At 39.7% G+C, this 12,382-nt stretch carries 16 protein-coding genes and 1 pseudogene; 7 read left to right on the forward strand and 10 right to left on the reverse strand.

Translation table 11 applies throughout. The features are described from left to right. Both bioB and AC058W_RS14130 read right to left on the reverse strand, forming a co-directional pair. The coding region (gene bioB, locus AC058W_RS14125) for a biotin synthase BioB (protein ID WP_479390225.1) at window positions 1-764 on the reverse strand (764 nt) is incomplete at its 3' end. Next, window positions 761-1,354: a biotin transporter BioY gene (locus AC058W_RS14130; RefSeq protein WP_025581222.1), complete on the reverse strand. Its 594-nt coding sequence runs from the start codon at window positions 1,352-1,354 to the stop codon at window positions 761-763. The genes bioB and AC058W_RS14130, both read right to left, overlap by 4 nt. Window positions 1,355-1,594: 240 nt before the next feature. On the opposite strand from AC058W_RS14130, the gene AC058W_RS14135 reads away from it, so the two are divergent. Together AC058W_RS14135 and AC058W_RS14140 are read left to right on the forward strand one after the other, a co-directional pair. Beyond that, window positions 1,595-2,068: a DUF3990 domain-containing protein gene (locus AC058W_RS14135; RefSeq protein ID WP_118630445.1), complete on the forward strand. Its 474-nt coding sequence runs from the start codon at window positions 1,595-1,597 to the stop codon at window positions 2,066-2,068. Then, window positions 2,046-2,489, forward strand: a complete 444-nt coding sequence (locus AC058W_RS14140) for a hypothetical protein (RefSeq protein ID WP_117677495.1) — start codon at window positions 2,046-2,048, stop codon at window positions 2,487-2,489. The genes AC058W_RS14135 and AC058W_RS14140 overlap by 23 nt, the downstream gene beginning before the upstream one ends. A 74-nt stretch (window positions 2,490-2,563) precedes the next feature. Here AC058W_RS14140 and AC058W_RS14145 read toward each other — a convergent pair whose 3' ends face one another. Together AC058W_RS14145 and AC058W_RS14150 are read right to left on the reverse strand one after the other, a co-directional pair. Next, window positions 2,564-3,301 (reverse strand): IS1096 element passenger TnpR family protein, encoded by a 738-nt coding sequence (locus AC058W_RS14145; RefSeq protein WP_479390226.1) that lies wholly within the window; start codon window positions 3,299-3,301, stop codon window positions 2,564-2,566. Window positions 3,302-3,369: 68 nt separating this feature from the next. Continuing rightward, the gene (locus tag AC058W_RS14150; protein ID WP_118137809.1) at window positions 3,370-3,573 is read right to left on the reverse strand and encodes a hypothetical protein; all 204 of its coding nucleotides are present in this window, start codon (window positions 3,571-3,573) and stop codon (window positions 3,370-3,372) included. 271 nt (window positions 3,574-3,844) lie between these two features. Between AC058W_RS14150 and AC058W_RS14155 the strand changes: the two genes are divergently transcribed. Beyond that, the gene (locus AC058W_RS14155) at window positions 3,845-4,057 is read left to right on the forward strand and encodes a group II intron maturase-specific domain-containing protein (RefSeq protein ID WP_178761835.1); all 213 of its coding nucleotides are present in this window, start codon (window positions 3,845-3,847) and stop codon (window positions 4,055-4,057) included. 484 nt (window positions 4,058-4,541) lie between these two features. Here AC058W_RS14155 and AC058W_RS14160 read toward each other — a convergent pair whose 3' ends face one another. Next, window positions 4,542-4,760, reverse strand: a complete 219-nt coding sequence (locus AC058W_RS14160) for a hypothetical protein (RefSeq protein WP_118610040.1) — start codon at window positions 4,758-4,760, stop codon at window positions 4,542-4,544. A gap of 172 nt (window positions 4,761-4,932) precedes the next feature. Here AC058W_RS14160 and AC058W_RS14165 point away from each other — a divergent pair, with 172 nt between their 5' ends. Next, window positions 4,933-5,121 carry a type II toxin-antitoxin system HicA family toxin gene (locus AC058W_RS14165; protein WP_118610039.1) on the forward strand — a complete coding sequence of 63 codons (189 nt, stop codon included), beginning with the start codon at window positions 4,933-4,935 and terminating at the stop codon, window positions 5,119-5,121. Between the two features lie 29 nt (window positions 5,122-5,150). Then, window positions 5,151-5,558 carry a type II toxin-antitoxin system HicB family antitoxin gene (locus AC058W_RS14170; RefSeq protein WP_118572557.1) on the forward strand — a complete coding sequence of 136 codons (408 nt, stop codon included), beginning with the start codon at window positions 5,151-5,153 and terminating at the stop codon, window positions 5,556-5,558. Window positions 5,559-5,708: 150 nt separating this feature from the next. On the opposite strand, the gene gloA2 is transcribed toward AC058W_RS14170, so the two are convergent. The 5 genes from gloA2 to panD all read right to left on the reverse strand — a co-directional run bounded on the left by gloA2 (window position 5,709) and on the right by panD (window position 9,360). Further along, the gene (gene gloA2 / locus AC058W_RS14175) at window positions 5,709-6,086 is read right to left on the reverse strand and encodes an SMU1112c/YaeR family gloxylase I-like metalloprotein (RefSeq protein WP_479390227.1); all 378 of its coding nucleotides are present in this window, start codon (window positions 6,084-6,086) and stop codon (window positions 5,709-5,711) included. Between the two features lie 149 nt (window positions 6,087-6,235). Further along, a complete protein-coding gene (locus tag AC058W_RS14180) occupies window positions 6,236-6,964 on the reverse strand; it encodes an SDR family NAD(P)-dependent oxidoreductase (RefSeq protein WP_118137805.1) in 729 nt (242 codons plus the stop codon). Window positions 6,965-7,031: 67 nt separating this feature from the next. Further along, window positions 7,032-8,015, reverse strand: a complete 984-nt coding sequence (locus AC058W_RS14185) for a bile acid:sodium symporter family protein (RefSeq protein WP_118610038.1) — start codon at window positions 8,013-8,015, stop codon at window positions 7,032-7,034. Between the two features lie 3 nt (window positions 8,016-8,018). Continuing rightward, window positions 8,019-8,858 (reverse strand): pantoate--beta-alanine ligase, encoded by an 840-nt coding sequence (gene panC / locus AC058W_RS14190; RefSeq protein ID WP_008704364.1) that lies wholly within the window; start codon window positions 8,856-8,858, stop codon window positions 8,019-8,021. Window positions 8,859-8,967: 109 nt separating this feature from the next. Further along, window positions 8,968-9,360 (reverse strand): aspartate 1-decarboxylase, encoded by a 393-nt coding sequence (gene panD, locus AC058W_RS14195; protein ID WP_118610057.1) that lies wholly within the window; start codon window positions 9,358-9,360, stop codon window positions 8,968-8,970. A gap of 1,023 nt (window positions 9,361-10,383) precedes the next feature. Between panD and AC058W_RS14200 the strand changes: the two are divergent. Together AC058W_RS14200 and AC058W_RS14205 are read left to right on the forward strand one after the other, a co-directional pair. Beyond that, window positions 10,384-10,591 (forward strand): annotated as a pseudogene (locus AC058W_RS14200) (DUF6219 family protein). 383 nt (window positions 10,592-10,974) lie between these two features. Continuing rightward, entirely contained in the window at window positions 10,975-11,784 is an 810-nt protein-coding gene (locus AC058W_RS14205) for a PD-(D/E)XK nuclease family transposase (RefSeq protein WP_118610036.1), read from the forward strand. The last annotated feature ends 598 nt before the right edge of the window (window positions 11,785-12,382 follow it).

Genomic DNA, 12,382 nt, shown 5'->3' on the forward strand with positions numbered 1-12,382 from the left:
ATTGTCCGGAGAATATCCTGCTCTGAAAGCTGATCAAGGTGTTCCAAAGGTGTTCCCGGAATGGGCATCAATGCATTGATCGGAATAGAATCAATCCCCAGCTCCGCAAGGCTGACTGCCATATCCAGACGATCCTCCCAGGTCTCTCCCATTCCTATGATACCGCCGGAACATGCACACATTCCTTCTGCCTTTACCTTTTTCAGAGTTTCAATCTTCATATCGTATGTATGTGTCGTACATATATTAGGAAAATTTCTCTTTGAAGTCTCAATATTATGATGGTAACTGGTTACTCCGGCTTCATGAAGACGATGCAGCTGTTCAGAAGAAAGAAATCCCATGGAAGCACAAAGATCAATATTACATTCCTTATGCATGGTTTCATAGGCGTGGATCGCCTGATCAAATTCTTTTCCAGTCAGGGCCTTTCCTGCAGTAACGATCGAGAAACGGTCAACGCCCTCCTCTTCGTTCATTTTACATGCTTCCAGAATCTTTTCCTCCGGAAGAAAATCATAGATCTCGCAGGAAGTATGGTTGTGTACTGACTGCGCACAATATTTGCAGTCCTCCGGACACCTGCCGCTGCGGCCATTGATGATGGAACAGAGGTCTACCTTATCACCGATATATGCTTTGCGGATACGGTCTGCTCCTTCACATAATTCATCTAAATCACAGGTAAGAAAATAGGAAAGATCATCCTCCCTTGTAATTCTGCGCCCATCAATAATTTCCTGTGCTAAAATAAGTGGATTCATTTTGCAAGCTCCTCCGTTTTCAGTCTGACATTTGATTTTGAATCAAAAAGATATTGATGCACTACCGGTCTGACACGCTTTGCAATGACAGCTCCCAGGATACTTAATGCAATATCGCCGGGTACCGCAAGCAGAAAACAATAAAGAATCAGCGGCCAGATTCCAATCGGTGTATCAATCACATAGTTACAGATCACATAGTAATAAACCATTCCACAGATATAGACAATCATCAGACCTGCCAGATTTGCAAGTAAATAGCGAAAAACTGTCTTCTGCTTAAGACGTTCTGCGATAAGTCCGGTTACGTATGTTCCCAGGCAGAACCCTATAATATAACCGAAGCTTGGCTTGAAAATATACCAGATTCCACCGCCTTCCGAAAAGATCGGAAGTCCCGCCAGCCCCAGCAGCATATAGGCAACCACAGAAATCATACCCCTTCTGGATCCCAGAAACAATCCGGCAAGCATAGTGAACAGGTACTGCAGTGTAAACGGAACCACAGGTACAGGGATTTTAATAAATGCCCCCGCTGCAATCAACGCCGTAAAAAGACCGCAATAAATCATGCTCTTTGTTTTTGTCATTTGTAAACCTCCATTTGCTTTATGGTTTACCATTTTAAAACACAAGGAGCTGATTGTCAACCATTTCCCGGAAATGTATTGACTGTAAATTGCAGAATCGCAAATCAAGTCAAACAATCTGAGGAAAAGTATGGAGCGATGCGCAATAGAAATTAGTGATGGTTTTTAGCTTTACGATAAAATGGTTTCATGATATTATTAACTCAGTACTGTGGAACTATTTTTATGAGGTGAGAATCTATGGAACTATATCACGCAAGTAAAGAAATTGTTCAATATCCAGAAATAAGAAAAACAAAATATACAAAAGATTTTTCATGGGGATTTTATTGTACAAATAATATGAATCAGGCTATACGCTGGGCAAATCGTGGAATCGGCGAACCAATTATCAATTATTATGAGTATGTGCCAACTGAAAATTTAAAAATACTGAGATTTCCTGAGATATCTGATGAGTGGTTGGATTTTATTGCAGAATGTAGAAGCGGAAAAACGCATACATATGATATTGTAGAGGGGCCGATGGCAAATGATACCGTATGGAATTATGTGAATGATTTTCTTGCCGGGCGAATTACAAGAAGACAGTTCTGGGTATTAGCTGAGTTTAAATATCCAACTCATCAGATTAGTTTCCATACCCTTTCGGCAATTGATTGTCTGACATTTATGAAAAGTGAGGTAGTGTATGACAGAACAAGAAAGAAATGATTATTTTTATGTGTGTGCATTGATAGAATACATTGCCAGAGAGACTAAGAACCATAGAGGTGATATCGTTAAGGCAATTGGTGAGGAAGGGATAAAAAAGCTTTTATATGATGCGGAAGTAAACCATTGTCTCAGTTTTGAACAGGTAAGTGATGAAGTAATTAGTTATTATCAGATAAAACAGGGGACCTTCGATACGATATCTGACTGTAAATATTCCATTCCGAGTTATCTTGATATTGGAAGGCTTTATAGTATTATGATAGAAGATTGTGCGGAAGCAGGGGCGGAAGTACAGGAGCTGATAAAAATCTTTTCTTCCTTTATCAGTGATAAAATATCTGATTTTAAAACAGACTTATATTACCAGAATCCAGATTATCTTGAATGGTCTTACAGAGAGGGAAAATTGTTGGATTAATGAAAAAACCTCTCCCTTTTGGGACTACGTGAAATTCCAAAGGGAGAGGACTTTAAACTCCCCGTCATACATCCTTATTTTGGTATATCCGGCTCAAATTGTTCCGGATAAATATCACTTCCTTCATAGCCACAAACTCCCATTCTTGGGGAATTCGTGATTGGAAGAAAACATACGTCATTCTCATACGCTTCAAGTTCACCCTCTTCCAGTTTATTCACGCACTCTTCGCACCAGAATAGATCTTCATCATAAATACGAAATGCATTGATCCATGTTGCTTTCTGATTTCCGCAAATAGAACATACAAACTGTGGCGGATTATTTCTGGATAAAATCACAACTTTTTCGTTCTGCTTTTGGGCACTATAATGATCCAACACTTTGACCATAATTTCTGTTGTAGAACCAAAATCATATTCATAATTAAAAATCATTCCCGTTGTAAGCACTTGTTTTAATGTATGATTCGTACTCTTTGCCGGCTCACCCCAACCAAAATCATCATCGGGTTCCCTTTCATAGCTTACACCATCAATCTCAAATGCACTTAAATGTCCGCAACACTCTACCCAAATATCACGGATAAATCGATCCAGATCATCCAATGTTGCATTCTCTTTGATTTGAATAATCATCCAATAGTCTTTATTATATGCTCCATATAACAACAATTCAAAATATTTTTCTGTTTTTTCCGCTTTTTCGCACGAATCAACTCTTTTCTTACACGTTTGTAAATGCTTTGCTATCCCCGTTCTTGTGTATTCTTTTCCGCAATATTTGCAAAATCCTCTTGTACTCTTTGCCATTTGATTATCTCCTATTTAATTTTGCAGTCTGTTTTAGAACATACTGACTTTAAACTGGACGAACAGCCTTAGGCATCCGTGATCAGGTATCCATCAAAACTCTTAAGCAGTTTCCGGGCATGAAGAAGTGCCTGGATCATGTTGTCGATCTGGATATTCTGTTTTCTGATCTTTTCATCACGCTCGGCAATGATCCTTTTACCGGCTTCCAGTTCCTGCGCCTGTTTTGCTGCAAGAGCTCTCAGCATTAGTAATTCTTCATGCTCTGTCATGCTGTTTTACTCCGTACTTTTGATAGAAACAGCATACCATTTTTCGACATTTTTATCTACTGTTTTACGATATCTGAACCCCCGAAAAGTGCTGAATTTCAAGGCTTTCCAAGGCTTTTTCACAGCATTATCACGGAAGATCAGAAACAGCTGTTTTCATAGTCTATCTTTACCTGATGATGGGCTTTTTTCTGTTCGATTTCCAGTCCCTGGAGGAGCCATTACACCTGCTGGAAAGAGATTTCCCTTACTTCATCCGGTGTCCTGGGCCATGCGGACTTTAAGAGTAAAAGAAATCATTTCCAAGCTTAATGAGATACTAACTGGTTATTTCCATTACTATGGCATCACTGACAATTCAGAGAGAATCACAGCATTTCGTTATAATGTTATGAAAAGCTACAACTGGGTAGAGTTTCTGAATATGATTGATAACAGTTACCCGTTAGTAAGAGCAAGAATATATGTCAGTGTATACGATTGATAAATGTGAACGATTCGTTTCACAAAGAGCCGGATGCGGGAAAGCCGCAAGTCCGGATTCTGCGAGGGGCGTACGACCGCAAGGGGTGCGTCTACTCGACCCGATATGTTTTGCAAAAGCCATTACTATGAAACTGTCTAAGAAAAGTGTCAATGCCCTCAACGGGCTTACTTTCATTTCTACGGTAGCCTCTCGGAACCCTTGATTTTAGCGGCTTCCAAGAGCTATTTTTGCAAGTAATTAACAGAATTTTCTGTAAATTACTGTTTTTACTGCTTTTTTTGTGCTCGTCCAAAAGTCTATCAGTTCATACATTATTATCCTATGCCCTCATAGCTCTTTTGTCAATAAACTCGCACTATAATTTTCAGATAAATTTTTCTGGTTTTTCATTCTCTTTTACCACTGAAGTAACAAGAATTGTGAACTTCCAGTTTTTTTCCGCCTAAATCGAGTGTCGCTATATCTGCGACTCAAAATAATTCTATTTTTCCGTCTTTTCTCCATCTGATTCTGCATTCAAAAAGTTCATAATCTCCTCATATGACTGCCCATTTTTTACAACCGCTGACAGGATCTCTTCTTTTCTTATGCTACTTTCTCCAGTTATGCATACAGATTGTACAAATGCCAGAGAGAACGGAAAGAGCTGGAAGCCAAAGTATAGGCTCTCTCCAGTTGACGTACAATCCTTGTATAGCATGAATAGTTCCTTCCGACACCGCAGAGCTGTATGAAATCTCACCGTATCGATAAACCCACATATTGCCTTTCCACCAGGCTACAATATACAATACAAAAAATATACGAAGCAATTGACATACGTATAAATACGTATTACAATATAAGTATGATAAGGAAAGGAGATACAAAAGATGCCAATGAGTCCTAAGGAGATGTTAACTCTCCTGAAAGAAAATGGTTTCGAAACGGTAAATCAGAATGGCTCTCATGTCAAACTGAATAACCAAGAAACCGGAAGAACGGTAATCGTTCCTTATCACTCCAAAGATCTGAAAAAGGGATTGGCGCAGGCAATACTCAAACAGGCGGGGCTTAAATAGCCCTGCCGCCTGAAATGGAGGGTGTTTATATGAATAGATTATTTTATCCGGCAGTATTTCATAAAGCAGAGGAAGGCGGATTTTGGGTTACATTTCCGGATATTCCAGAATGTATGACACAGGGCGAAGATATGCAGGAAGCATATGAAATGTCTGTGGATGCCCTTGGACTGGCATTGACCGCAAGAGAAAATGAAAAGGAACCAATACCAGAAGCCTCAGCTCTTGATGCTATAGATCCAGAAGATGGAACTCTAGTGATCGTAGAATTTGATATGGCGGAATATCGCAGAGCGAATTGTTCTCGTGCAGTAAAGAAAACATTGAGCATCCCAGAATGGCTTAATGAAGCTGCAATCCGTGAAAACATTAACTTTTCTCAGATCTTGCAGGAAGCATTGATGGTAAAATTAGGAATTTTACAGACCCGATTTTAAAAGAAATGAAGAAAAAGAACAAATGATAAAAGCTGCTGCCTTTATAAAAAGCTGTCTGCGACATTCCGATAAATAAATCTTTGCGCAAAAAAGACAGATGTGGGAGTATTTCATTACCTGCATCTGTCTCTTTTTATTCTATGCTATTTTCTACTCATGAATTTCCAATGGAAGTCCATCTGGATCATGGAAAAATGTCATTCTCTTTCCGGTATAATCATCCAGGCGTACCGGCTCTGTTTCAATTCCTTTCCCATTCAATTCTTTTACTGTATCATCTACACTCTTAACTTTAAATACCAGATGGCGTAATCCCAATGCTTCCGGATAATTTACATGAGCTGGAGCATTTTTTATTATAAAAAGTTCTATTTCCTGCGTTCCACATGCCAGATCAATCTTGTAATCATCACGTTCTTTTCGATAATTTTCTCTGATTACTTTAAACCCAAGCAGATCCACATAAAAATGTTTTGATTTTTCATAATCGCTTCCAATGATTGCAATATGATGAATGGTATCGAACATAACTCTCTCGCCTCCGTTTTTCATAGGATGTCAGATTTGGGGGACTTTCCTTAAGGTCACCATGTTTTGAGATATCTCCGCAGTCAAGTCTTACGTACTGAAAAAAAGGAGTCCAAATGACTCCTTTTTCCAATGCATATCAATTATTTTTAAAATATCGTATATCCGCCATCTACAGCCAAAGCCGCTCCATGGATGAAACTAGCTTCGTCTGATGCAAGGAATGCAATAGCCTGTGCTACTTCGATAGGTTCTCCAGGACGTTTTGCCGGACTCATTCCAATCTTCATTGTTACCGGATGCTGTGGAATTGCAAGCACACGTGCAATCATATCTGTTGCAATCGGTCCTGGAAGAACAGCATTTATACGCACTCCTGTACGTCCATGATCCAATGACATTTGACGGGTGAGTCCAAGAAGGCCATGTTTGGCAGAAGTGTAAGCAAGCCCTCCGCGGCCTGCTGCGGTTGCTGCCATGGAAGCTACATTGACGATGGTTCCAGCTCCTTGTTTTTCCATAATAGGAATTATTTTCTTGCAAAGAACAAATGGTGCTGTGAGATTTGTTGCAAGAACAGTGTTCCATTCATCCATTGTGATCTGATCCATATCGGCAGTTGTTCCGCCTACTCCTGCATTATTAACGAGAATGTCTATTTTTCCGTAGGCGTCCAGAGCTGTTTTAACCAGGTTATCAAGACTTTCATCAGATGTCACGTCTGTTTTACAGAAAATCGCTTCTCCTCCGGCTGACTTGATTTCATTCACACAGCTTTCTCCCAGTTCTTCCTTTGTTCCAACAATTATGACTTTTGCTCCTTCTTTTGCAAAGAGTTCTACGGTTGCTCTTGTAAAAAGCGGATGGTCTGACCCCAATGTGTTAGTTTCTTATCACTGTTAAGCCAAGGATTCCGGGGATTTTTTTTCTACGTTCCCTTGTTATTTATGCTGCAGACACACCATTTTCACCTGTGCGTGTCCGGTTTTCTACGCCGGAACGGCGGATTCCTGCAAAGATGGAGCCTGCAATATTATGCCATACACTGAAAATAGCACCTGGAAGAGTTGCCAGTGGATTGGCTACAAAGTTAGCTGCTGCCAGAGAAACTGCCAGTCCGCTGTTTTGCATGCCCACTTCAATAGCTATAGCTGTTGCCCGTGTATATTCTACATGGAAAATTTTTGCTGCAAGGAGTCCAAGCATCATACCACAGAAATTGTGGACCGCAACAACGCCAAGGACCAGAACTCCGCAGCTTAAGATTTTCTCTGCATTAATTGCCACGATTCCGCCAATGATCATAACAATGGCTACAACAGAGATCAATGGCATAACATCTGAAACTTTATCTACATGATCTCCTGCAAGTGTACGGAGAAGGATTCCAAGAAGTACAGGAACCAGAATTACTTTTACAACAGAAAGTACCATTGCCCAGAAGGATACTTCCACCCAGGCACCTGCCAGAATGTACACAAGAAATGGAGTCATAACAGGAGCAGCCAGAGTGGAAACGATGGTCATTCCTACTGAAAGTGCAACATCACCGCCTGCAATATAGGTAATCACATTGCTGGCTGTTCCACCAGGACAGCATCCCACAAGAATCACACCCAGAGCCAGATCTGCGGGAAGATTCATAATTTTACACAATACCCAGGCTACGACTGGCATGATCGTATACTGTGCAACTGCGCCAATGATCACTTCCTTTGGTCTGGAAAAAATTGCCCGGAAGTCTTCCAGACGTATGGTCAGTCCCATACCAAACATGATCACGCCCAGAAAAACAGATGTATAATTTGTCATCCATGCAAATCCATCCCTCCAGAAAAAGGCAAGGCATGAAAAGGCAATGATGATGATTCCAATATATCTGGATGCAAAACTGCTGATTTTTCCTATTTTCTTTAAAATATTTTCCATATATTATACCTCGTAGCTGAAGTTATCGATCAGTCTTGTTTTGCCAATATAGACAGCCATTGCTACGAGAACATTATGATCAGCTTTTTCCACAGGCTGCATGGTAAGTGCATCTACCATGGAAACGTAATCGATTTTTGCCAGAGGCTCTGCCTCGATCACTGCACGCATTTTGCCGAGAAGTTCTTCTGCGGAAATACCTGCGTGAATGATTTCCTGTCCGAGTTTTACGGATCTGGACAGACAGAGAGCAGCCTTTCTCTCTTCATCGCTTAAATATGTATTTCTGGAGGATTTTGCCAGTCCGTCCTCTTCACGGACGATCGGGCAGCCTACGATTTCTATATCAAAATTCAGATCCTGGACCATTTTGCGGATGATGGCCAGCTGCTGAGCATCCTTCTGTCCGAAATATGCTCTGTCCGGGGCTACAATATGGAACAGCTTGGTTACAACTGTGCACACACCTTTGAAATGGATAGGACGTGTTTTTCCACAAAGTGTCTCAGATAATGTATCGATACTTACAAATGCATGGGGATCATGATACATTTCAGAAGGTTCAGGGCAGAAGATCAGGTCTGTGCCAAGACTTTCACAGAGTTTGCTGTCGCGTTCGAAATCTCTTGGATATGCCTCAAGATCCTCTGTCGGACCAAACTGTGTTGGATTGACAAAGTCAGACACAACTACAATGTCGTTCTGTTCTCTGCATTTTTTGATCAGACTTGCATGTCCCTCATGAAGAAATCCCATTGTTGGAACAAGACCTATAGTTTTACCTTCTTTTTTCCATGCTTTGATCTGTTTTCTTGTTTCTTCTACTGTTTTTGTTACCTGCATTGTTATCTCCTCTTTCTCGGTCAATGGACCGGTATCATAGATTTTGAGATAGCCTCTTTTCTGAATTCACTTTCATCTTATGATAGCCTCTAATCTGATATCAACGTTTTCAGGCCATGTCTTTCAGCAGACCATGTTTCTCATAATTGGTCACTCTGCTGATCTTATTCTCTTCATCTACAAATACAACTGCAGGCTTATGAATGCGTGCCTCTTCAGGCTCATATCCTGCGTAAGCCATGATGATAATCTTGTCACCTGTGCTTACACATCTTGCTGCTGCTCCGTTCAGACAGATCATACCGCTTCCGCGTTTTCCGCAGATTGTGTATGTCTCGAATCGACTGCCATTGTTCACATCTACAATCTGAACTTTCTCATATTCCAGTATTCCGGCAGCTTCCAGCAGTTCTTCATCCACAGTAATGCTTCCCACATAATCCAGTTCGGCCTGGACAACAGTTGCTCTGTGGATTTTTCCTTTTAACATTTCTATTGTCATCTTATATAGTCCTTTCCTGCGGGAAAAATCAGAGTCAAGCAGCACCATAAAAAGGAAATATACCTTTATGATCTGCAAAAAAGCACATCAGGATACACCTTGACCCTGAAACGCTTCTGATTGATTCCCTGTATATTGAGTCCTGTTTCTGATACATAAAATATGTTTTACTATTCCATAGATTATTGGAAATCTGATTTTTTGTATCATAAATACCGGCTCGTATCTTTTAAAATTACATACATCCCTCCGTTCCCGTTTCCGGATTCCGGCTGGCTGCTTTTATATAAGATTCCAGTGATTTCAGCCAGAGTATAGTTTTGAGTCCAAATACTATCTCTGAGTGGTATTATTACATCTGGTCAGTTATTTGTCAATAAATTGTTTATTTACTGGTTACTGTTCACTCCGCGTCCAGTAACACGCCGTGCGATGCAAGGAATATGAATCTCCTTGTGCAAAGCCCAAGGAGTATCGTTTGCTTCGCAGACTTAATTTATGCTAATCGCATAAGGAACCAAAAAATCACTCATCTGACAAACAATCAGACGGATAGCCTCATCCAACCGTACCTTCCCGGGAGTTATTTCCAATTCGTTCATATGTGCAAAGAAATTTTTCCGAAAGACTTCATACGGCATCAATAACTCTGCCGCAAACAGGTTTGTAATCTGAATGTCAGAAACTAAACAGCTATTACCATAAAAATAAAAAGTTTCTCTTTATGATACAGCTCTCCGAACACTGAAAGAAAAATCTGTCGGAAATAAGCTGCCTTCCACGAAAGCCCTCTATGCTGAAAAAGACCGACTTATTGAATTGCGAAATATGCAACGGGAAGATTTTTCTAACCGCCGGAATTATGAACGGGAGTTTCGTACCGTGTCTGCCAATATTGATATGATCCTTGGGAAGAGCTACGAACAGGAACAGCAGATTGAGAAAGAACAGAATTTATAAATTTCCTGTTTTCATGCTTTCTAAAAAGAGGTATTATATAAAAAAACGCAGGAGGTATATCAAATGAAAGCACATAAATATTGGTCACTTGGTGCATTGGCAGCCATGATTGGAACCTTTTATACCGGCTATAAAAACATGAAAACTGCTCACAAATATTTTGCTTGCAGCTTTTCTCTGCATGATTATGGCTGTCTACTCCGGTCATAAAATGATTTCTGGTAAATCCAGAAAAAAGAAAAATTCTGTTTCTAAAGAATCTGCAGAATAATCAAAACTAAAGAAATGTTTACATAGGATTGCCTGATGGAATAAATATTTTCCATCAGGCAATCTTGCTATTTTACATCTTTTTTCAATCTGTCGTATAATATGTCATATCTGCTGCATAATGAAACATCAGGAAAGCATCCGCTTTCGGGTTCTCTAAAGCGCCAGCCTGTGTCTGCTAATATTGATATGATTCTTGGGAAGAATCGTGAGAAAGAACAAGAGCTTGAAAAAGAAAAGGATTTATAGACTGTTATTTTTCATCGGTATTTGGCATTTCAAAATTCGGGTATTGAGGATTACTATCTACCATGTTAAAATAATGATACAGAAATTCATGTTTACTATATCCCATTCTAAAGGAAAGCAGGTGGTGTTTTCACGATGAATAATACAGAAGAAACACTAGATTTTGAACAAAAACATAAAGAAGATCTGCAACGCCTTAGAGGTTTCCGTCTTTTAGATGATGATTTTATGAGTAAAGTTTTTGAAGATACGGCATGTGCTGAATTTCTACTTCAAATCATTTTACAAAGGCATGACCTTAAAGTACAATCTGTGCAGGGACAATATGATATAAAAAATTTACAGGGACGTTCTGTTCGCTTGGATATATTAGCTGTCGATACTAATAACCGCACTTATAATATAGAAATCCAAAGAAGTGATCGTGGTGCTGGTGCAAAACGTGCAAGATATAACAGCAGTCTTATAGATGCCAATATAACTGAAGCCGGTGATAAATATGATGCCCTCACTGAAACCTATGTGATTTTTATTACTGAAAATGATGTATTAAAATCCGGGCTTCCAATCTATCACATTGACCGCATCGTCCAGGAAACCGGTGAACCATTTGGAGATGAAGCTCATATTATTTATGTAAATTCCCAAATCAAAGACGAAACAGAACTCGGAAAATTAATGCACGATTTTTCCTGTACCGATCCGAAAGATATGTATTATAAAATACTTGCTGACAGGGTACGTTATTTCAAAGAAGATGAGGAAGGAGTTTTGACTATGTGCAGAGAAATGGAAAATATGCGAAAAGAAAGTTCTCATGAAAAAGCCGTAGAAATTGCTAAGCGTATGCTGGCTTCCGGTAAACTCACTTACAAAGATATTGCCGTTTTTACAGACCTGACCTTAGAAGAAATCAAGGCTCTGGCTGTACAGAAAACTGCATAAAAAAATGACTCCCCATGAAACGCATTTAATATACATGTCATGTGGGAGTCATTTATTGTTACCATCCCTACTACCTTGCTGTCTACGCTTAGCACGTTACATTACTGCAACACACCCAACTGCTCTTTTTATCTGCTCTGAATCTGATACTTTCCTAATGAATTTTAACAGATAATGGATGATATGGGTATGGTATCATGTGTTAAATTTTTAAGGTACAAATCTAACTGAATAGGTACGGGCTTTTGACGCTTAAATCATTTTATAATTCTTTTATATATCTTTTAGCTCTGCTTTATCCTCTTTAGTTGTACTTCATATGGTCAGACTCCGACATCTATTTGACCCCGGAAGTGTTTAGATCTTTTAGCTCTGCTTTATCCTTTTTAGTTGTACTTCACAGGGTCAGACCCAGGCATTTACTATTAAACAGAGAACCGCGCCAAAGCCAGAGCCGTGTCAATGCCCTCAACGGGCTTACTTCCATTTCTACATAGCAAACCTACTATTCTTTGGAGCATTTATGAAGTGTGTCAATGCCCTCAACGGGCTTACTTCCATTTCTACGGTAGCCTCTCGGAACCCTTGATTTTACTCA

The organism is Blautia sp. CGZ-1-C1, assembly GCF_056504575.1.

Coding starts and splice junctions, on each gene's coding strand:
- AC058W_RS14130 (WP_025581222.1), bottom strand. CDS start 1,354: ATGACAAAAACAAAGAGCATGATTTATTGCGGTCTTTTTACGGCGTTG.
- AC058W_RS14135 (WP_118630445.1), top strand. CDS start 1,595: ATGGAACTATATCACGCAAGTAAAGAAATTGTTCAATATCCAGAAATA.
- AC058W_RS14140 (WP_117677495.1), top strand. CDS start 2,046: ATGACAGAACAAGAAAGAAATGATTATTTTTATGTGTGTGCATTGATA.
- AC058W_RS14145 (WP_479390226.1), bottom strand. CDS start 3,301: ATGGCAAAGAGTACAAGAGGATTTTGCAAATATTGCGGAAAAGAATAC.
- AC058W_RS14150 (WP_118137809.1), bottom strand. CDS start 3,573: ATGACAGAGCATGAAGAATTACTAATGCTGAGAGCTCTTGCAGCAAAA.
- AC058W_RS14155 (WP_178761835.1), top strand. CDS start 3,845: ATGCGGACTTTAAGAGTAAAAGAAATCATTTCCAAGCTTAATGAGATA.
- AC058W_RS14160 (WP_118610040.1), bottom strand. CDS start 4,760: ATGCTATACAAGGATTGTACGTCAACTGGAGAGAGCCTATACTTTGGC.
- AC058W_RS14165 (WP_118610039.1), top strand. CDS start 4,933: ATGCCAATGAGTCCTAAGGAGATGTTAACTCTCCTGAAAGAAAATGGT.
- AC058W_RS14170 (WP_118572557.1), top strand. CDS start 5,151: ATGAATAGATTATTTTATCCGGCAGTATTTCATAAAGCAGAGGAAGGC.
- gloA2 (WP_479390227.1), bottom strand. CDS start 6,086: ATGTTCGATACCATTCATCATATTGCAATCATTGGAAGCGATTATGAA.
- AC058W_RS14185 (WP_118610038.1), bottom strand. CDS start 8,015: ATGGAAAATATTTTAAAGAAAATAGGAAAAATCAGCAGTTTTGCATCC.
- panC (WP_008704364.1), bottom strand. CDS start 8,858: ATGCAGGTAACAAAAACAGTAGAAGAAACAAGAAAACAGATCAAAGCA.
- panD (WP_118610057.1), bottom strand. CDS start 9,360: ATGACAATAGAAATGTTAAAAGGAAAAATCCACAGAGCAACTGTTGTC.
- AC058W_RS14205 (WP_118610036.1), top strand. CDS start 10,975: ATGAATAATACAGAAGAAACACTAGATTTTGAACAAAAACATAAAGAA.